The sequence below is a fragment of the Geodermatophilus sp. SYSU D01176 genome (assembly GCF_054050015.1).
On the sequence record NZ_JBJGYN010000002.1, the window covers coordinates 73,499 to 92,543 of the forward strand.

The 19,045-nt window shown below is 77.3% G+C and carries 16 protein-coding genes; 10 read left to right on the plus strand and 6 right to left on the minus strand.

Annotated elements, in window-relative coordinates; genetic code table 11:
- Positions 1-164 precede the first annotated feature (164 nt).
- The 7 genes from ACI78Z_RS01910 (at position 165) to ACI78Z_RS01940 (ending at position 8,989) form a co-directional block, all read left to right on the plus strand.
- The gene (locus tag ACI78Z_RS01910) at positions 165-491 is read left to right on the plus strand and encodes a DUF6504 family protein (RefSeq protein ID WP_457034825.1); all 327 of its coding nucleotides are present in this window, start codon (positions 165-167) and stop codon (positions 489-491) included.
- Positions 491-976: an SAV_6107 family HEPN domain-containing protein gene (locus ACI78Z_RS01915; protein WP_457034826.1), complete on the plus strand. Its 486-nt coding sequence runs from the start codon at positions 491-493 to the stop codon at positions 974-976. The genes ACI78Z_RS01910 and ACI78Z_RS01915 overlap by 1 nt, the downstream gene beginning before the upstream one ends.
- Positions 973-4,764 carry a DNA polymerase III subunit alpha gene (locus ACI78Z_RS01920; protein ID WP_457034827.1) on the plus strand — a complete coding sequence of 1,264 codons (3,792 nt, stop codon included), beginning with the start codon at positions 973-975 and terminating at the stop codon, positions 4,762-4,764. Before ACI78Z_RS01915 ends, ACI78Z_RS01920 begins: the two co-directional genes overlap by 4 nt.
- 322 nt (positions 4,765-5,086) lie before the next feature.
- On the plus strand, positions 5,087-5,566 hold the full coding sequence (locus ACI78Z_RS01925) for a VOC family protein (protein ID WP_457034828.1): 480 nt from the start codon (positions 5,087-5,089) through the stop codon (positions 5,564-5,566).
- Positions 5,567-5,742: 176 nt separating this feature from the next.
- Positions 5,743-6,495, plus strand: coding sequence for a methyltransferase domain-containing protein (locus ACI78Z_RS01930; RefSeq protein ID WP_457034829.1), 753 nt, complete (start codon positions 5,743-5,745; stop codon positions 6,493-6,495).
- The gene (locus ACI78Z_RS01935; RefSeq protein WP_457034830.1) at positions 6,492-7,661 is read left to right on the plus strand and encodes an alkaline phosphatase family protein; all 1,170 of its coding nucleotides are present in this window, start codon (positions 6,492-6,494) and stop codon (positions 7,659-7,661) included. Before ACI78Z_RS01930 ends, ACI78Z_RS01935 begins: the two co-directional genes overlap by 4 nt.
- A gap of 89 nt (positions 7,662-7,750) precedes the next feature.
- Entirely contained in the window at positions 7,751-8,989 is a 1,239-nt protein-coding gene (locus tag ACI78Z_RS01940) for a serine hydrolase domain-containing protein (protein WP_457034831.1), read from the plus strand.
- A 34-nt stretch (positions 8,990-9,023) separates the two neighbouring features.
- On the opposite strand, the gene ACI78Z_RS01945 is transcribed toward ACI78Z_RS01940, so the two are convergent.
- The 3 genes from ACI78Z_RS01945 to ACI78Z_RS01955 form a co-directional block, all read right to left on the minus strand.
- Positions 9,024-9,965, minus strand: coding sequence for a sucrase ferredoxin (locus tag ACI78Z_RS01945; protein ID WP_457034832.1), 942 nt, complete (start codon positions 9,963-9,965; stop codon positions 9,024-9,026).
- A 43-nt stretch (positions 9,966-10,008) separates the two neighbouring features.
- Positions 10,009-11,007 carry a cupin domain-containing protein gene (locus ACI78Z_RS01950; RefSeq protein ID WP_457034833.1) on the minus strand — a complete coding sequence of 333 codons (999 nt, stop codon included), beginning with the start codon at positions 11,005-11,007 and terminating at the stop codon, positions 10,009-10,011.
- A 305-nt stretch (positions 11,008-11,312) separates the two neighbouring features.
- A complete protein-coding gene (locus ACI78Z_RS01955; protein WP_457034834.1) occupies positions 11,313-11,600 on the minus strand; it encodes a BatC protein in 288 nt (95 codons plus the stop codon).
- Positions 11,601-11,812: 212 nt separating this feature from the next.
- Between ACI78Z_RS01955 and dinB the strand changes: the two genes are divergently transcribed.
- The 3 genes from dinB (at position 11,813) to ACI78Z_RS01970 (ending at position 14,098) form a co-directional block, all read left to right on the plus strand.
- On the plus strand, positions 11,813-13,012 hold the full coding sequence (dinB, locus tag ACI78Z_RS01960; protein WP_457034835.1) for a DNA polymerase IV: 1,200 nt from the start codon (positions 11,813-11,815) through the stop codon (positions 13,010-13,012).
- A gap of 232 nt (positions 13,013-13,244) precedes the next feature.
- Positions 13,245-13,652, plus strand: coding sequence for a DUF3040 domain-containing protein (locus tag ACI78Z_RS01965; RefSeq protein ID WP_457034836.1), 408 nt, complete (start codon positions 13,245-13,247; stop codon positions 13,650-13,652).
- Between the two features lie 92 nt (positions 13,653-13,744).
- A complete protein-coding gene (locus ACI78Z_RS01970; RefSeq protein ID WP_457034837.1) occupies positions 13,745-14,098 on the plus strand; it encodes a hypothetical protein in 354 nt (117 codons plus the stop codon).
- Between the two features lie 20 nt (positions 14,099-14,118).
- Here ACI78Z_RS01970 and ACI78Z_RS01975 read toward each other — a convergent pair whose 3' ends face one another.
- The 3 genes from ACI78Z_RS01975 to ACI78Z_RS01985 are packed head-to-tail and all read right to left on the minus strand — an operon-like array spanning position 14,119 to position 18,834.
- Complete coding sequence (locus tag ACI78Z_RS01975; protein ID WP_457034838.1) at positions 14,119-16,488, minus strand: transglutaminaseTgpA domain-containing protein; 2,370 nt, start codon at positions 16,486-16,488, stop codon at positions 14,119-14,121.
- The gene (locus ACI78Z_RS01980) at positions 16,485-17,846 is read right to left on the minus strand and encodes a DUF58 domain-containing protein (protein ID WP_457034839.1); all 1,362 of its coding nucleotides are present in this window, start codon (positions 17,844-17,846) and stop codon (positions 16,485-16,487) included. The genes ACI78Z_RS01975 and ACI78Z_RS01980 overlap by 4 nt, the downstream gene beginning before the upstream one ends.
- A gap of 1 nt (position 17,847) precedes the next feature.
- Positions 17,848-18,834 (minus strand): AAA family ATPase, encoded by a 987-nt coding sequence (locus tag ACI78Z_RS01985; RefSeq protein ID WP_457034840.1) that lies wholly within the window; start codon positions 18,832-18,834, stop codon positions 17,848-17,850.
- Positions 18,835-19,045 lie beyond the last annotated feature (211 nt).

The following is a 19,045-nucleotide window of genomic DNA, read 5'->3' on the forward strand; positions in this document are numbered from 1 at the left end:
GTCCTGTCGTACGTCGGCTTGACGATGTCGGTGTCGTCGGGTGTACTCGACCTCGTTCGAACACGCGTTCGAACGAGGTCGCCTCCCGCCGCACCTGGGTCCTTCCCCACCCGGTGCGGCGGGCCGGGGCCGGTGGGGCGGCGCGGAGCGGTGGGGAGTCTGTCATGAGCCGGGTGCTGAGCGGGGTCGGCGAGCGGGTCGGCGAGGAGGTGCAGGTCGAGCGCGGGCCACTCGGGCCGGCGCAGTTCTGGCGCGGGCAGTCGCGGTACGTCGTCGGCGAGCTGCTCGACTCCTGGGTGGAGACCGCCCCGTGGTGGCAGCGCGGTGCCGCGGCGACCGGTGGCGCCTCCGCCGAGCTGGTCGCCGGCCGTGAGGTGTGGCGGGTCGAGGCGGTCCGGGCCGGCCGGTCGCGGATGAGCTTCGCCGGCGTCTACGACCTCAGCTGGGAGCCGGCGGACAACCGCTGGTCGCTCGTGCGGGTGCACGACTGATGGGAGCCGTCCGCGTCATGGCCGACCAGCTGCCCCTGCCCCCGCCGCTGCCGCCGGCCGCCCGCCAGCTCCTCGACCAGGCCACGCGGGCGCTCGCCGAGGCGGCGGCCAGCACCGACGCCCGGCAGCGCTACGCCACCGCCCACCTCGGCGCGCTGCGCGCCGCCGCCGCCGTGCTCGCCGCCCGCACCCGGCCGGAGTCCGGGCGGCGCCGCCCGCGCAGCGCCTGGGTGCTGCTCGGCCAGGTCGCACCCGAGCTGGGGGAGTGGGCCACCTTCTTCGCCGCCGGCGCGGCCAAGCGGGCCGCCGCCGAGGCCGGGCTGTCCCACGCGGTCACCGACCGCGAGGCCGACGACCTGGTCCGCGACGTGGGCGCCTTCCTCGCCGTCGTGGAGAACAGCCTGGGCGACACGCCGCCGCCGGAGTCGCCCCGGCGCGCACGCCCCCGGGTGGTCGGCGGGTCCGCGCACCGGAACGGGCGGTGACGGCCGACCCCTTCGTCCACCTCCACGTCGCCTCGGGCTACTCCATGCAGTACGGGGCCAACCACCCGGCCGACCTGGTCGAGCGGGCGGCCGAGCACGGCATGCGCGCCCTGGCGCTCACCGATCGCGACGGGCTCTACGGCGCGGTGAAGTTCGCGCTGGCCTGCCGGGCGGCCGACGTGCGCCCGCTGTTCGGGGTGGACCTGGCGGTGACGCCCACGGTGGACACGACCGTCCCCCCGGCCCTCGCCCCGGTGGTCGGGGGTGCGCACTCGGCGGACCGGGCGCGGGCGCGCCGTCCGGGCGCACCGGACGACGCCCCCGGCCGGACCGGACGCCGGTCACCGGCCCGTGGCGGGGCCGGCGTCGACCCGCGGCTGCCGCGGGTCACCTTCCTCGCCCGGGACGGCGCCGGATGGCGGTCGCTGTGCCGGTTGACCAGCGCCACCCACCTGCGCGGCACGCGCGGGGAGCCGGTGAGCTCGCTGGCGCTGGCCGCCGAGCACGCGCCCGGGCTGGTGGCCCTGCTGGGCCCGGACTCCCCGGTGGGCCGGGCGCTGGCCGCCGGCCGGGCCGACGTGGCCTCCGCCCGGCTGTCGGCCTGGCGGGCGGTGTTCGGCCCCGGCTCGCTGGTGCTCGAGGTCGTGCACCACCGCGGCCGGGGGGACCGCTCCCGGGCCCAGGCGCTGCTGCGCTTCGCCGCGGCGGAGGGGGTGCCGGTGGTGCTGACCAACGCGGTCCGCTACGTCGACGCCCTGGACGCGCCCACCGCCGACGTCCTGGACGCGGCCCGACGGCTGGTCCCGCTGGACACCCGGCACGTCGACCGGCGCACCGCCGAGGGCTACCTGAAGTCGGGCAAGGAGATGGCCGAGGTCGCCGCGGACCTCGTCGGCGCCGACCGCGACGCGGCGCTGCGGCTGCTGGAGCGCACCGCCCGGCTGGCCGAGCAGTGCGCGGTCGACGTCCGGGCCGACCTGGGCATCGGCACCGTGCGCTACCCGGAGCTGGACGTGGTCACCACCCCGGCCGAGCAGGGCATGGGCCCCTCGGCGGTGCTGCGCGCCCGCTGCGAGGCCGGGCTGGGCCGGCGGGGGATGGCCCGCACGGCGGAGGTGGCCCGGCGGCTGGACGACGAGCTGGCGGTCATCGACTCCCTCGGCTACCCGTCCTACTTCCTCACCGTCGCCGACGTGGTCGACCTCATCAAGAGCCTGAGGGTCCGGGCGGCGGCGCGCGGCTCGGGCGCGGGCAGCCTGGTCACCTACCTGCTGGGCATCTCCGACGTCGACCCGATCCGCTACGGGCTGCTGATGGAGCGCTTCCTCTCCCCGCTGCGCCACCAGCTGCCCGACGTCGACATCGACGTGGAGTCCGCCCGGCGGATGGAGGTGTACGACGCGGTCCTCGACCGCTTCGGCGCCCACCGGGTCAGCTGCATCTCGATGATGGACACCTACCGGGTGCGGCACGCCATCCGCGACGTCGGCGCCGCGCTCGGGCTGCCGCCGGCCGAGATCGACGCGGTCGCCAAGGCCTTCCCGCACATCCGGGCCAACCAGGTGCACGCCGCGCTCAAGGACCTCCCCGAGCTGCGGGCCAGCCGGCTGGGCTCGCGGCGCGGCGGCGGCACCGGGGACCTCGACCTGCTCTTCGACCTGGTGGCCCGGCTCGACGGGCTGCCCCGGCACATCGCGCTGCACCCGTGCGGCGTGCTGATCTCCGACGCCACGCTGCTCGACCGCACCCCGGTGGAGAACAGCTACCTGGGCTATCCGATGAGCCAGTTCGACAAGGACGACGTCGAGGAGCTCGGGCTGCTCAAGCTCGACCTGCTCGGCATCCGGATGCAGTCGGCGATCGCGCACGCCCTCGACGAGGTGGCCCGGGTCGACGGCGAGGTCGTGGACATCGACGCCGTCCCGCGCGACGACCCGACGACGTTCGAGCTGATCCGCAGCACCCGGACCCTCGGCATGTTCCAGATCGAGTCCCCCGGGCAGCGGGAGCTGGTCGGCAAGTTCGGGCCGGAGACGTTCGAGGACATCGTCATCGACATCTCGCTGTTCCGGCCCGGGCCGGTGAAGAGCGACATGGTCACCCCGTTCCTGCTGGCCCGGAACGGCTGGCGGGACCCGGTCTACCCGCACCCCGACCTCGCGCCGTACCTGGAGCAGACCGCCGGGGTGGTCGTCTTCCACGAGCAGGTGCTGCAGATCGTCGCCCAGATGACCGGCTGCGACCTGGCCCAGGCCGACGAGGCGCGCCGCGCGCTGGGCGACCGGGAGCTGCACCCGGAGGTGCGGGCCTGGTTCGTGCCCGAGGCGCTGCAGCGCTACCCGGTGGAGGTGGTCGAGCAGGTGTGGGAGGTGCTGGTCGCCTTCGGCTCCTTCGGCTTCTGCAAGGCGCACGCCGCGGCGTTCGCGCTGCCCACCTACCAGTCGGCGTGGCTGAAGACCCACCACCCGGCGGCCTTCCTGGCCGGGGTGCTCACCCACGACCCGGGCATGTACCCGAAGCGGCTGATCCTCGACGACGCCCGCAACTTCGGCGTCCGGGTGCTGGGCCTGGACGTCAACGCCTCGGCCGGCACCTACCGGGTCGAGCGCCTCGGCACCGACCCTGAGGGTGGACCTGACGTCGAGGGTGGGGGCTGGACCCGGCCCGAGTGGATGCCGGCGGCGATGGCCGACCCGTCCCGGTACGGCATCCGGCTGTCCCTGGCCGACGTGAAGGGCATCTCCGCCGACGAGGTGGACCGGATCGTCGCCGGGCAGCCCTACCGCTCGCTCACCGACTTCTGGCACCGGGCGTCGGTGTCCCGGCCGGTGGTGGAGCGGCTGGTGCTCGCCGGCGGCTTCGACTCCCTCTACGGTTTCGGGGTCCGCGACCGGGAGGTCGGCCGGCCCACCCGCGGCCGCCGGCAGGTCACCCGCCGCGACCTGCTGCTGCAGATCGGCGAGCTGGACCGGTGGAGCCGCAGCGGCGCCCGGGCCGCCACGACCGGGCAGCTCAGCCTCGACCTCATGGGTCTGGAGCTGCCGGGTGAGGACGAGGCGGAGGAGCCCGGCCTGGACTGGGCCGCGGGCAGCGGGCTGCCGGAGTTCACCGACGCCGAGCTGGTGCGCGCCGAGCTGGAGGTGCTCGGGCTGGACGCCAGCCGGCACGTCGTCGACTTCTACCGGCCGTTCCTCGCCGCGATCGGCGCGGTGCCGGCCGGCGAGCTGCTCGGCAGCCGCAGCGGGGCCGAGGTGCTGGTCGCCGGGGTCAAGGTGGCCACCCAGACGCCGCCGATCCGCTCCGGCCGCCGGGTGGTCTTCGTGACCCTCGACGACGGCACCGGGTGCACCGACTCCACCTTCTTCGAGGACGTCCAGGGGCCCTACGCCTCGACGGTCTTCCACTCGTGGCTGCTGGTGATCCGCGGGGTGCTGCGGCGCACCGGCCCGCGCGGGGTCTCGCTGCGGGCCACCGGCGCGTGGGAGCTGCCGGCGCTGCACGAGGCCTGGGAGGCCGGCGGGCTGGAGGCGGTGGCCGAGCAGATGGCCGCCCCGGGCGGGTACACCGAGGAGTCCATCGCCGGGGCGGCGGCCTCGCGCGGATCGCGGCCGGTGGTGGTCAAGCCGGTGCTGGTGCACCCCACGGGCTTCCGGATGTCGCCCTACGCCGACATCAAGCCCGCGGGGGAGGACGCGATGACGGTGGCCCGGCGCGACGCCACCCGCCGGGGGACGTCCTCGGCGCCGCGCAAGCTGTGGCACTCCAGCCCGGGCAGCTCCGGCCACTGAACGAGGACCCTCCTGCCCCCCGCCACTCGTCGGAGGACCTCGTCCCTCGCAGGCCCGGGGTCAGCCTCCGGACGGGGCCTGCGGGGCCCTGCAGGAGGGCCGCCGTCCTCCTCCCCGGTCGCCGGCTCGGGTGGGCCCCTGCTCGGGCCGGCAGCGCTGTACCCCGGTGGCCGTTCCCGGCCCGGGCGCGGGCCACGGGCGTACAGCGGTCCGCTCCGGGCCCGGCCCAACCCGCGCGGCGGCGACCGATGACGTGCGGGCCGGACGGCGGTCTACTCCTCGACGCCGCAGTCGCCTCCCCGCCCTCCAGAGAGGACACCCGATGCCCAAGCAGATCCCGTGCCTGTGGTTCGACGGCCAGGCCGAGGACGCCGCCGCCCACTACACCTCGATCTTCCCGAACTCCTCGATCGGCGAGGTCACCCGCTACGGCCCCGACATGCCCCTGCCCGAGGGCACCGCGATGACCGTCTCGTTCAGCCTCGACGGCCAGGAGTACGTCGGCCTCAACGGCGGACCGCAGTTCCCGTTCACCGAGGCCATCTCCTTCCAGATCATGTGCGCCGACCAGGAGGAGGCCGACCACTACTGGACCCGGCTGACCGAGGGCGGCGAGGAGAGCATGTGCGGCTGGCTCAAGGACCGCTTCGGCGTCTCCTGGCAGGTCGTGCCCACCGAGCTGACCACCCTGCTCAACGACCCCGACCCCGGCCGCGCCCGGCGCGCCACCGAGGCGATGCTGCAGATGCGCCGCATCGACATCGAGGAGATCAAGCGGGCGGCCGACGGGGTCACCGCCTGACGGAGGGCCCCTCTGCCCCCGCCACCCGCAGGCTCGCGGCGGGACCCTGCAGAGGGGCCACCGTCCTCCCCACCGTCGCAGGTTCGGGGTGGGCCAGGCGACGCCGCGGTGCCACCGTCGGACGCAGCTCCAGCGCGGACCGGTGGCCGGTGCCGACCGCCGCTAGGCTCCGACGGGTGCCGCCGTCTGCCCCCGCCCCGTCCGCCGCGGACCAGCTGCCCCCGCGTGCGGCCGCCGTCTGGGCCGCTCTCGACCCCCTCGTCGCGGCCGGCCGCCCGCTGCGGGTCCTCGACGTCGGCGGCGGCAGCGGCAACTCCGCCGTGCGCCTGGCCCGGATGGGGCACGACGTCACCGTGGTCGACCCCAGCGCCGACGCCCTCGCCACGCTCGACCGGCGCGCCCAGAACTCCGGCGTCGGGGCACGGGTGCACGGCATCCAGGGCGACGGTGACCAGCTGCACCAGGTCGTGCCGGCTGACGCCGACGGCGGCTACGACCTCGCCCTGTGCCACTCGGTGCTCGAGGTCGTCGACGACCCCGCCGCCACCCTGCGCGAGCTCGCCCGCGCCCTGCGGCCCGGCGGCACCGCCAGCCTGGCCACGGCCAACCGGGCCGGCGCGGTGCTGGCCCGGGCCGTCGCCGGCCACCCGGTCGAGGCGCTGGCCCTGCTCGAGGACCGCGATCCCGCCCCCGGGCGCGCCCGCCGCCCGGCCCGCCGCCGGTTCACCCCCGAGGACCTGATCGCCCTGGTCGAGGCGGCGGGCCTGCAGCCGGGCACCTGGCGCGGTGTCTCCGTCGTCGCCGACCTGCTCGACGTCACCTCCGGCGCGGACCCCGAGGCGGTCCGCCGGCTGGAGCTGGCGCTGGCCGGCAGCTCGCCGTACCGCGACGTCGCCGCCGGGCTGCACCTGCTCGCGACCCGGCCGTGACGCTCCCGGCCGATCTGGCGCGGCCCGACTACGGCACGGCCACCCTCGCCGACGTCCTCCCCGGCGCCGCCAGCGCGCTCGGCGTCCCGGTGCGGCGCGGCGACCTGCCGCCGGACCCGCTCGGCCTCACCGCCGCGCTCGGCGGCGCCCGCCGGGTCGCCGTCCTGCTGGTCGACGGGCTCGGCGCCGACCTGGTCCGCGCCCACGCCGACGTCGCCCCCACCCTGGCAGGGCTCGCCACCCCCGTCGGCGACCTCTCCGCCCCCTGCCCCAGCACCACCCCGGTCAGCCTCACCACCCTGGGCACCGGCCTGCCGCCGGGCAGCCACGGTGTGCTCGGCTTCGTCACCGCCGTCCCGGGCGAGGACCGCACGCTCAACCACGTCCAGTGGTCCGACGACCCCGACCCGGCCGCGTGGATGACGCGGCGCAGCGTCTTCGAGCAGGCCGCCGAGGCGGGCGTCGAGGTCGCCGCCGTCGCGCCCTACGCGTTCCGCGGGTCGGGGCTGTCGAACGTCGCCTACCGCGGTGCGCGCTACACCGGCACCGTCGGCGCCGGCGACCTGGCCGCCGTCCTGCTGGAGTCCCTGGCCGCCGCACCGCGCACCCTCGTCTACGGCTACACCGCCGAGCTCGACCTCACCGGCCACGTGCGCGGGGTCGACTCGGCGAGCTGGCGCGCCCAGCTGGCGCTGGTGGACCGGCTCGTCGAGCAGGTCGTCGACGGCCTGCCGGACGACGCCGCGCTGCTGGTCACCGCCGACCACGGGATGCTCGACGTCCCGGCCGGCACCCGGCTCGACCTCGACGCGACCCCCGAGCTCGCCGAGGACGTCCGCCTGCTGGCCGGCGAACCGCGGGCCCGCTACCTGCACGCCGTGCCCGGTGCGGAGGCCGACCTGCTGGCGCGCTGGCGGGAGGTGCTCGGCGAGCGGGCCTGGGTCGCCGGCCGCGACGAGGCGATCGCCAGCGGCGTCTTCGGCCCGGTCGACGACGACCTGGCCGGGCGGATCGGCGACGTCGTGGCGCTCGCCCGCGGCACCTGGGCGCTCACCGCGACCGAGCGGGAACCCGGTCCCAGCCGGCTGGTCGGCTACCACGGGTCACTCACCGCGACGGAGCTGGCCATCCCACTGCTCGCGGCGCGGGGGCGCGCCCTCACCTGACCGCGCGGTGTTGACGCCCCGCGGCCGCGGGACGACAGTCGCCCGGCGACCGGAGCCCGCGGTCCCACCCCGCCAGGGCGGAGGCTGTGATGACCGCCAGACGAGCACGCCGCCTCCCCACCCTCGTCGCGGCGTCGGTCCTGACCACCGTCCTGCTCGCCCCCGGTGCCGCGGCGGCCCCTGCGCCGGCGGTGGCGGGCGTCGTCGCCGACCCGGCCCTGGCGGACGACCTGCGCGGCGACCTCGAGGGGTACCTGCAGGCGCGCGGGACGGCGGAGCACGTCTCGGCCGCCGGGGTGAGCGTCAGCCTCCCGGACCAGCTGGAGACGGTCGACGTCAGCGCCGGGACGACGGAGTCCGGCGGATCGGTGCCCGTGCAGCCGGACGCCCTCTGGCAGATCGGCAGCAACACCAAGGCGTTCACCGCGGTGCTGCTGCTGCAGCTCGAGGCGGAGGGCCGTCTCTCGATCGACGACCCCGTCGGCCGGTGGCTGCCGCAGTACCCGCAGTGGCGCGACGTCCCCATCCGGCAGCTGCTGGACATGACCAGCGGCATCCCCACCTACGACGACCAGCCGGCCTTCCTCACCGACCAGGCCGCCGACCCGCTCCGGGAGTTCACCCCGGAGGAGCTGGTCGGCTACGTGGCCGGGGTCCCGGCCACCTCGGGCTACAGCTACTCGAACACCAACTACGTCCTCGCCGAGATGGTCATCGAGCGGGTGACCGGGACCGGCTACGCGAACCAGCTCTCCGCCCGGCTGCTCGTACCGCTGGGCCTGCGGGACACGTACTACCGCTCGCACCTCTACCCCCCGGGGATCGCCGACCGCATGCCGGCCGGCTACTACACCCGGACCGACGAGCCCGAGCTGTCCCCGCTGCGGGGACAGGACGTCAGCCGGACCTCGCTGTCCTGGGCGCGCGGCGCCGGCGCCGTCCTGAGCACGACGGCCGACATGACCCGCTGGGAGCGCGCCCTGTACGAGGGGTGGCTGCTGCCGCCGCAGCAGCAGGCCGAGCTGATGAGCCAGGTGTCGACGGCGACGGGGGAGCCCATCGAGGCGACCAGCCCCGACGACCCGAGGGGCTTCGGCCTGGGGGTCGCCCAGATGACCGACGCCCTGGGCACCCTCTGGTTCTACGAGGGCGAGACCCTCGGCTTCCGCCTCCTGCACGCGTACTCCCCGGAGTCCGGGCTGGTCGTCGCCATCGCTCTGAACAGCCGACCCGACGAGGACCAGATCGGTGCCCTGATGACGACGGTGTACGAGACGCTGGTCGCGCACGGCCTCGCCGAGCCGAGAGCGGCCGGCACCGGGGCCTGACGCCCGGCACGGGACCCTGCAGAGGAGTCCTTCTTCAGACGCCGGAGAGGAGCCGCACGTGCCAGGTGCGGCTGTGCGCGGCGTGCACCGCCCGGCAGGTCAGCGGCGCCGACCCCTCCGACGGGCGGCTCTCGACCTCGGTCACCACGTCGCCGTGCGGCCCGGCGAGGACGACCACCCACCGCTCGACCTCCGCCCCCGCGGGGGTCAGCCGGCGCACGCCACGCGGCAGCAGGTCGCCGACCCCGAGCAGTTCGAGTTCCGCGCGGGCGGTGTGCTGCGCCGCCTGCACCGGCGCGGGCACCCCGGAGCGGCCGCGCAGCCAGGGCAGCGCGACGTGGCCGGCGGCGTGCGCGGCGACCACCTCGGCGCCGTCGCCGGGCACCTGCCCGTAGTAGAAGCCGTGCGGCAGCACGAGCACGTTGCTCGCGAACCGGCAGCCGCCCAGGTGGCTGCACTCCCAGACGTCGTCGGCGGGCATCGTCCGGGCCAGCGGCCGCCCGCGCAGCGCGCAGCACGCGTCGTGCCCGCCGTGCGCGCACACCAGGTAGAGCGGGCGCTCGGCCCGTTCCCCGACCGACCCGTCCCACGGGACGTCGACCAGCTCGGCGTCGCTGTCGCGCACCGACCACCACACGCCCTCGGCGCCGGGGCGGCCGTCGACGTAGGCCCAGCGCCGCTGCGAGTCGGCCAGCCGGTCGCCGGGACGGCGGACCAGCAGCACCCGCACCTCCTCGATCCGTGCCCGGTGCGCCAGCCGCGGCGCCGCGGCCGGGTCGAAGCGGGACTGGGTGAGCGCGTCGGCGCCCCACGGGCCCGGCTGCTCGATGAGCAGCCAGCGCTGAGCCGGCGAGGCGGTGGCGACGGCGGAGTCCCCGCGGACCAGCGCCTGCACCGAGCAGCGGCCCTCGTCGAGCCGGCCGGCGGGCAGGCCCGGTGCCGCCGCGACCCGGCAGAAGTCGGCCGGAGCGCTCACGCGGGAGGACGCCGGCGCACCCGCGCCCGGGGACCCGGCCGGCTCACGATCCGTTCCCGGGCGCGCGCTCACGCCCCCCATCGTCCTCCGCGGTCGCACCGGGCACGGTGGCGATCGCGTCGGTCACCAGCCGGCGGGCCAGGGTGAGCTGGTCCGCGGCGTCGAGCCCGGGCAGGTCGGCGACCTTGAGCTCGCCCGCGGCGAGCAGCGCGGCCAGCGCCGGGCGGGTCTCCGCGGGCAGCTCCAGGGAGCGCCGTCCGGCGACGAGGGTCACCCGGTCCCCGGCGGCCTCGCGCAGCCGGCAGCGCAGCCGGCGGCGCAGCCGCAGCACGGTGTCGGGGGAGAGGGCCGCGGCCGCGGTCGCCTGGGCCAGCGGGGCCACCGGCTCCGGGCGGACCTGCGACCAGGTGCGGGCCCGCAGCCGGTCGGCCACCTCGGCCGGGTCGACCCGGTCCAGCCAGCTCCGGAGCGCCGACAGCACCGCCGCGACGTCGTCGGCCACCGCGGCCGGGTCGGCGAGGTCGACGCCCAGCGGCAGCGAGCGGCGCAGCTCCGGGTCCTCGGCGGCGAGCACGCGGACCAGGTCCAGGGCGGACTCCGCGGCCGCCCACCGGGTCACGGAGTGGATGCCGACGGTCAGGTGGGCGCTGATGGCGCCCAGCGCGGTCGCCGAGTGCAGGTAGCCGCGCGGCAGGTAGAGGGCGTCCCCGGGGCGCAGCACCGCGTCGACCACCGGCTCGCGCTCGGCGGCGGCGGCCACCGCGGCGGCCCGGTCGTTCCACGGCTGGGTGCGCAGCGGGTCGGTCAGCACCGGCTCGTGGATCCGCCAGTGCTTCTCGCCGGCGACCTGCAGCACGAACACGTCGTGGACGTCGTAGTGCGGGGAGAACCCGCGCGAGGACGGCGGGGTGATGTACGCGTTGACCTGCGTCGGGTGGCCGAGGTCGGCGGCCAGCTGGTCGGCGAACTCGATCAGCGGCGGCCAGAGCCGGTGCAGCCCCTGCAGGACGACGGTGCTGCCGTCGGCGAACAGCCGCAGCACCGCGTCGGAGGAGACCTGGTCGGCGACCTCCGCGCCGGCACCGCCCGAGGTGGTGAAGCGCGTGGGGTCGACGACGGCGCCGTCCTTGGCGATCCGCAGGAACGGGGTGCGCAGCCCGCGGCGGGACAGCAGCTCGTCGACGGCGGCGAGGTCCAGCAGGTCGGCGAAGGAGCCGCCGGTCTCGGCGCGGGTCAGCAGCGGCCGGCGGGCCCAGTACTCCTCGGCGAAGACCCGCGGGTCGAGCGCGGTGCACCGGCGCAGGGCCGGCCAGGCGTCCGGCCGGTCCTGCGTGGTGTGGTCCTCGGTCAGGCGGAACCGTCCGCGCCGCCGTCGGCCCCACCGTCGGCGCCGCCGTCCGAGCCGCCGCCGGCGGCACCCCCGTCCGCCGGGCCGTGGCCCGCGCCGCCGTCGGCACCGCCGTCCGCGCCACCATCGGCACCGCCGTCCGAGCCGCCGCCGGCGGCACCGCCGTCGGCCGGGCCGTGCCCCGCGCCGCTGTCGGCGCCGCCATCAGCGCCGCTGTCTGCGCCGCCGTCGGCACCGCCGTCCGCGGGACCTCCCGTGGTGGTCATGTCGTCGTCGTCGAGGGCCATGGGTCTCCCATCACGTCGGGTCCGGGTCACCGGCCGGCGACCCTGCGGGGTGCTGTACCTCGCCCATCCTGCTCTCACACCCCCACGCCGACCAGCGCTGACGGCCCGGTCGGCAACAGCTCGATCACGTCGCCGCGTCGAGGTGCCGCGGTCCCGCCGCGGGCGTTAGCGTCCTCCCGCCAGGCCGAACAGGCGTTCGAGAGGAGGTCGGGGTGTCGTCGTCCCGTGCCGCGGGCTGCACCGTGCTGCACGTCGACATGGACGCGTTCTTCGCCAGCGTCGAGGTGCGCCGCCGCCCCGAGCTGGCCGGGACGCCGGTCGTCGTCGGCGGCGCCGGCAACCGCGGGGTGGTCACCTCGGCCACCTACGAGGCGCGCCGCTACGGGGTGCACGCGGCCATGCCGACGTCCCGCGCGCTGCGGCTGTGCCCGACGGCGACGGTGCTGCCGGGGGACATGGCGCTCTACGGCGAGGTGTCCCGCTCGGTCATGGCGCTGTTCCGCTCGATCACGCCGCTGGTCGAGCCGCTGAGCCTCGACGAGGCCTTCCTCGACGTCTCGGGTGCCGGGCGGCGGCTGGGCGACGCGGCGGAGATCGGCGAGTACCTGCGCGCCCGCGTCTTCGACGAGCAGGGCATCACCTGCTCGGTCGGCGTGGCCGGCACCAAGTTCGTGGCCAAGCTCGCCTCCACCGCCGCCAAGCCCGACGGGCTGCTGGTCGTCCGGCCGGCCGAGGTCATGGGGTTCCTGCACCCGCTGCCGGTCGGCGCGCTGTGGGGGGTGGGCGCCAGGACCGAGGAGGTGCTGCTGCGGCTGGGGCTGCGGACCGTCGGCGACCTGGCGCACGTCCCGGTCCGCACGCTGCAGCGGGCGGTGGGCCCGGCGGCCGGCGCGCACCTGCACGAGCTGTCCTGGGGCCGCGACCCGCGCCGGGTGGTGCCCGACGAGCCGGAGAAGTCCACCGGCCACGAGGAGACCTTCGGCACCGACGTGGACGACCCGGCGGTCATCCACCGGGAGCTGCTGCGGCTCGCCGAGCGGACGGCGGGCCGGCTGCGCTCGGGCGGCTGGCTGGCGCGCACGGTCACGGTCAAGGTCCGCTTCGCCGACTTCGCCACGATCACGCGCAGCCGCACCCTCGACGTGCCCACCGACGTCGGGCAGGAGCTCTACGACACCGCCCGCGCCCTGTTCGACGCCCTCGGCCTGGACCGCGCCCGCATCCGGCTGGTCGGCGTGCGCGCCGAGCGCCTGGTGCGGGCCGGGGAGACGCCGCGGCAGCTCGAGCTGGGCGCCCGGGAGCGCGGTCGCCGGGAGGCCGAGCTGGCCGCCGACCGGGCCGCCCGCCGGTTCGGCGCCGGCGCGGTCCGCCCGGCGACGCTGCTGCACCGGGACGGGCAGCGCGCCCGGTGACCCGCGGCGCCGCGGGGGAGCCGCGCCCGGCGAGGTGGCCTCCGACCGGGTGCGGGAACTCCGGCCGGGCCCCGTTCGTCTCCCCGCCGAGGCCGTGGGCCACCCGCCGGGGTGATCACGGCGAGCCCGGCGCGGCTCGCCTTTCGCACCCCGCTGAGGGCTCGTATCCTCGGTGTCACCGACGGCGGGCACCGCCGTCGGGTTCTTGGCTTTGGCCCACGTGGAGGTCGACGTGCCGCTCTCCGAGCACGAGCAGCGACTGCTGGAGCAGATCGAGCGCGCCCTCGTCGATGACGATCCCAAGTTCGCCTCGTCGGTCCGCACCGGCGACCGCCGCGGCAAGGCGCGTCGCAAGCTGCAGGTGGGCGTCCTGCTGTTCGTCGTCGGCATGGCCGCGCTCATCGGCGGCGCGGTGATCCCGTCGGTGCCGCTGGGGGCCCTGGGCTTCCTCGTGGCGTTCGGCGGGCTGGCCCTCACCGTCCTGAACTACCGCTCGGCCACCGGTGTGGTCGAGGCCGGTCCCGGCGCCCCCGCCGGTGGCTCGACGGCCTCCCGTGGTGGGCGCGGCCGCGGCGGGGCCCGCCGGCAGCCGCTGAAGAACCGGCTCGAGGAGCGCTTCCGCCGGCGCTACGACCAGTAGCCCGCCATCCCCGGCTCCGCACGACAGCAGCCGCCGTCCCTCCCGGACGGCGGCTGTCGTCGTCCCGGGGCCCGCACGACGCAGGAGGCACTGTGACCGATCCCGATCCGTCCGCCGTCTGGGACGAGCTCGCCGCCTCCGGCGGGCTGTGGGCCTGGGGCGACGAGGACGGGGTGGCCCCGTGGACCGACGGTCCCGGGCACGACGTCGTCCCGCTGTGGACCGGCGCGGACCGGGCCGAGGTGGAGTCGCTGCCCGACGCCGAACCCGGCGAGGGGCCGGTCTTCCTCGACGTCGAGGCGCTGCTCGACGCCATCCCCGAGTGGATGGCCGCCGGGGTCGGCGAGGCCGGTCTGCAGTCGGAGGGCGGGCGGTTCCTGCTGACCGTGCCGCTCGCCGAGCTGACCGAGCGGCTGCTGCGCCTCCAGGTCGACCGGCCGGCCTGAGGAAGGACCCCGTCCTTCTCTCAGCCGCGCAGCGCCGTCCGGCGGCCCCACCGCGGCCGCGGCAGACCGCCCCGCAGCCCCGCCAGCAGCGACGGCGGCCACAGCAGCGCGCGCAGCCGCACCCCGCGGGACGCCGCGGCGAGCAACCCGCGGCGGGCGGTGGCCAGGTCGGCCCGCAGCTCCGGGCCGACGGCGGGGACGCTGCCGGGACGGGCGTAGCTGGCGGCCTCCTCGGCCCGGGCCAGCCGGGCCACCGCCGCGGCCACGCCGGCCGCCGGGTCCGGCCGCCGGTGCTGCCGGTGCGCACCGCCGCCGGTGGCGGCGTCGGCGAGCTCCTCGGCCACCTGCCGCGGCGTCCGGGCCGGGTCGGCCGTCCGGCCGACGTCGAGCGCGGTGGCGGCGAGCTCGTCCCACAGCGCCGCCGGGCTGCCGGTGGCCACCCGGCGCCGGCGCTGCAGCACCCGCAGCCCGGCGGGGACGGCGGCGAGGGCGAGCACGCCGAGCACCACGCCCGCGGCGCGCAGCACCGGCAGCAGCGAGTCCGCCGCCTGCGGGGCGGTCTGCGGCAGCGGGACGTCCTGCGGGGCCGGCTGCTGCTGCGGCACCCGGGGGGCCGGCGCCGGGAGCGGCGCGGTCGTCGGGTCGGTGCGCGGGTCGACCTCCAGGTCCTGCGGCCGGGGCGCCCACGGCAGGTCCACCGCGCGGTCGGTGTCGATCGGCGTCGGGTCGTAGGGCACCCAGCCCAGGTCGTCGAAGTAGACCTCGACCCAGGCGTGCGCGTCGTCGCTGGTGACCAGGCGGCTGCCGTCGGGCTGCGCCGTGCCGGGGGTGTAGCCGAGCACCACCCGCGCCGGGACGCCGGCCGCCCGGACCAGCGCCGCCATCGCGCCGGCGTACTGCTCGCAGTAGCCCTGCCGCAGCCGCAGGAAGTCGGCCAGGTCGTCACTGCCGGTCCCCGGGGCGGTGGACAGGGAGTACTCGTAGCCGTTGGCCGGGTCGGTGAAGTGCCCGTAGACCGCCTGCACCCGCTCGTGGGGCGTCTCGGCCCCCGCGGTCAGGCCGGCGACCAGCTCGTCGACGCTCGGGTCGAGGTCAGGGAGCGCGGTGTAGCGCTGCACCAGGGACAGCTCCGGCGGCAGCGGGCCGGCGGCGGCCAGCTCCTCGGCCGTGGGGCGCGGCTCCACCGCGGCCACCGACCAGGTCAGCCCGGCGGTGGACACGTCCCGGCCGAACACCGTGCCGGTGCCCGGGTCGAAGCGCCACCGCTCGGGCTCGGCCACCTCCACCGACTGCGGCGCGTACAGGACCGGCAGGAAGCGGTCCTCGTGGCCGAGGGCGGTGACCAGCGCGTCGACCGGCCGGCCGGCGCGCCGGCCGGGGAGGGGGGCCAGCTCGGGTCGGCCGGCGACCGCGGTCTCGCCGTCGAGGTTGCCGATCGTCCACCCCTCGGCGGCGTCGTAGACCTCCAGCGCCACGACGCGCAGGTACCCGGGGTCGGGCACCGAGGCGTTCACCCGCAGCAGCTCGACCGGCTCGTCGAGGGTCAGCTGGCCCTGCAGCGCCGCGGCCGGGTCGAGGGCGGTCCCGGTGGAGCCGCCCCCGCCGCGGCCGAAGCCGGAGAACGCGCCCTCGGTCAGCGTGGGGACGACGGCCCCGACCACCAGCCCGAGCACCACGGCCACCGCACCGGTGCGGACGGCGGTGAGCGTGCCCGCCCCCAGCAGCGGGCGCCGACCCTCCCGCGGGCCCCCGCCGAGGCGCCGGTGCTGGTCGGCGAAGAGCAGCAGCGCGAGCCCGGCCGCCGGCGCGGCCACCGGCAGCACGCCGATGGTGCCGGTCACGGTGCTCACCGGCACGCAGAAGAGGACCAGCAGGGCCAGCCCGGCCAGCGCCGGTTGCCGCGCGCCGACGGCCACCAGGTCGACGGCGACGGCGACGAGGCCGGCCAGCAGCGTGGTCAGCGCGACCAGCCCGGTCAGGGGGAGCGCCGGCGTGGACTGCTCGACCAGCTCCACGGTCCCGTCGGCGAACACCGCCCCGAGGTCGCCGGTGCTCTCGGCCGTGGGCAGCCAGCCACCCCAGGCCCCGTCCGGGGCGAACAGGGCCGTCAGCGTGCAGGCCAGCACGACGAGCTGGCCGAGGGGGACGACGACGGCGACCAGCGCGGTCCACCAGCCGGGCGCCGGGCGGTCCCCGGCGAGCGCGGCGCCGCCCACCCGGAGCAGCAGCCCGCCGGCCGCGACGGCGACGACCGCGGCGAGCACCGGGGGCAGCCACTCCCGCGCGGTGAAGACCGGCACCAGGGCGAGGGTGCCCAGTGCCGTGGCGACCGCGGCGGCCAGCGTCGTCCCGGCGTCGCGCAGCAGGCCGCGCGCGGTGTCGCCGGTCACCGGGCGCCCACCCGCAGGCCGCCGGGCCGGACCAGCTGGGCCCAGACGTCGGCCACCGAGTCACCGGCGCCGGCGATCGCGACCTGCCAGCCGCCGGCGCTCAGCAGGTCCGCGGCGGCCTCCTGCTGCCGGGTGAGCTCCGCGCGGGCGGCCGCGCCCACCGGCCGCCGCCGGCGGGCGGCGTCGGCCTCGGCCCAGCTGCCGATGTCGGCCAGGACGGCGAGGTCGGCGGCCGGGCCGGAGCGGACCCGCACCAGCTCGGCCGCCTCGTCGGGGCCCACCGCCCCCAGCAGCGCGACGACCGGTCCCTCGCCGGCCGCGCGGGACAGCAGCGTCAGGCCGGGGGCCAGGCCCGCGAGCCGGGACGGCGCCACCCCGGCCAGCCGGTCCAGCAGCTCCTCGGCGCCCAGGCCCGCGCCGGAGTCGACGGCGGTGAGCTCGGCCCCCTCGGTCACCACCCGCACCGTGGCGCCGCGCGCGATCAGCTCGCTGCCGATGCTGGCCGCCGCCTCGACCAGCCACTCGAGGCTGTCCGGGGGAGGCGTGTCCGGGCCGGTGGCGGTCACGGCCCGGCGGCCCGCGGGGGTGGGACGGGCGATGAGGTGCGCCCGGGACCGGGTGTCGAGCAGGAGGGTGACCTGCGCCTTCCACGGCCGTTCCTCCAGCCGCACCATCAGCTCGCCGGTGCGCGCGGTCGCCCGCCAGTGCACCTTGCGCAGGTCGTCGCCGTGCCGGTACGGCCGGGTGCTGACGTCGTCCTCCCCGTGGACGGCGATCGAGCGGTGCGCGCCCGATCCGCCGTCGCCGTGCCCGCCGCCCGGGCCGCCGGGGCCCAGGGGCACCACGCGCGGCACCACGACCAGCGGCGCGGTGTCGGCGCCGACGACGCTGCGCAGCACCAGGCCGAAGGGGTCGACCAGCCGCAGCCGCAGCGGGCCGAGGCGGTAGCGGCCGCGGCGTCCGCCGTGCACGCGGTAGTGCAGCGTCGCCGAGCGGCCACCGGGCAGCCGGTCGACGACGAACTCCGGAGCCGGCCCCAGGTCGGGCGGCACCGTCTCGGCCAGCAGCCACAGCCCGCCGGTGCCGCGGCCGGCGTTGCTCAGCTCCAGCCGCACCTCGGCATCCCGCCCGCGCGGCAGGCGGACGGGGGTGACGGTGCGGCGGGAGGCGACCCGGAAGCGGTGCCGGGCCACGGCGAGCGCCGACAGCAGCGGCAGCGCGAGCACGAAGACCGCCACCTGGACCAGCGGCGTCTCGCCCAGCAGCACGCCCAGCAGCAGCAGGGTGAGGCCGGCGGCGACCAGGCAGCGCCCGCGCAGCGTCAGGCTGGCCAGCGCGGTGGCGACCGGGCCGGCCACCTCAGCGGCCGCGGGGGACGGGGACGGTCCGCAGCAGGTCGCCGACCACCTGCTCGGCGGTGCGGCGCGACGCCGCGGCGTCCGGGGTGAGCAGCAGGCGGTGGGCGAGCACCGGGACGGCGACGGCCTGCACGTCGTCGGGCAGCACGTGGTCGCGCCCGGCCAGGGCCGCGCCGGCGCGCGCGGTGCGCAGCAGCTGCAGGCCAGCGCGCGGCGAGGCGCCCAGCCGCAGGTCGGCCGACCGGCGGGTGGCCTCGACCAGCGCCACCACGTAGCGGCGCACCGCCTCGGAGACGTGCAGCCGGCCGACGGCGGCGACCAGGGCCCGTACCCCGGCCGCGTCGGTGGCCGGCGTCAGCGTGCTCAGCGGGTCGGTGGTCACCAGGTCGTCGAGCATGGCCAGCTCGGCCTCGCGGTCGGGGTAGCCCATGGACACCCGCGCGGTGAACCGGTCGCGCTGCGCCTCGGGGAGGGGATAGGTGCCCTCCATCTCGATCGGGTTCTGGGTGGCCATCACCAGGAACGGCCGGGCCAGCTCGTAGCTGACGCCGTCCACGGTGACCTGCCGCTCGGCCATGCACTCCAGCAGCGCCGACTGCGTCTTGGGGGAGGCCCGGTTGATCTCGTCGGCCACCACGATGTTGGCGAACACCGCGCCCGGCTTGAACTCGAACTCGCGGCTCTCCTGGTCGTAGACCGACACCCCGGTGACGTCGCTGGGCAGCAGGTCGGGCGTGAACTGGATGCGGCGCACGCTCGCGTCGACCGAGGCCGCCAGCGCCTTGGCCAGCGTGGTCTTGCCCACGCCGGGCACGTCCTCGACCAGCAGGTGCCCCTCGGCGAGCAGCACGACCAGCGCCAGGTGGACGACGTCGGGCTTGCCGTGGACGACGCGGGCCATGTTGGCCGCGATGCGGGCGCCCTCCGCCGCGACGTCGACGTCGACCGGAGCCTCGGCTCCCGCACTGGTCGGCGTCACCTCGGTCACGCAGCCTCCTCGCCGGCGCTCGTCGGCCGCGTGCCCGACGGTGCTCTGCTGATGGGTGACCTCGCGAGCTCGGTCACGTCCTCAACCGTACGTGCCCGGGCGCTCCCCGGGCGTGTCGTCGATCACGGGCGGGGACCCCCACGGCGCTCCGCACGGGTCCCCACCGACGCCCCTCCGGGCCCGCCGACGGGCGCCCCGTCCCCGCCTCCGA

Excerpts from the sequence above, each read along its gene's own strand:
- ACI78Z_RS01940 (WP_457034831.1), top strand. The coding sequence starts at position 7,751 with ATGACCGCCAGACGAGCACGCCGCCTCCCCACCCTCGTCGCGGCGTCG.
- ACI78Z_RS01910 (WP_457034825.1), top strand. The coding sequence starts at position 165 with ATGAGCCGGGTGCTGAGCGGGGTCGGCGAGCGGGTCGGCGAGGAGGTG.
- ACI78Z_RS01925 (WP_457034828.1), top strand. The coding sequence starts at position 5,087 with ATGCCCAAGCAGATCCCGTGCCTGTGGTTCGACGGCCAGGCCGAGGAC.
- ACI78Z_RS01955 (WP_457034834.1), bottom strand. The coding sequence starts at position 11,600 with ATGGCCCTCGACGACGACGACATGACCACCACGGGAGGTCCCGCGGAC.
- ACI78Z_RS01915 (WP_457034826.1), top strand. The coding sequence starts at position 491 with ATGGGAGCCGTCCGCGTCATGGCCGACCAGCTGCCCCTGCCCCCGCCG.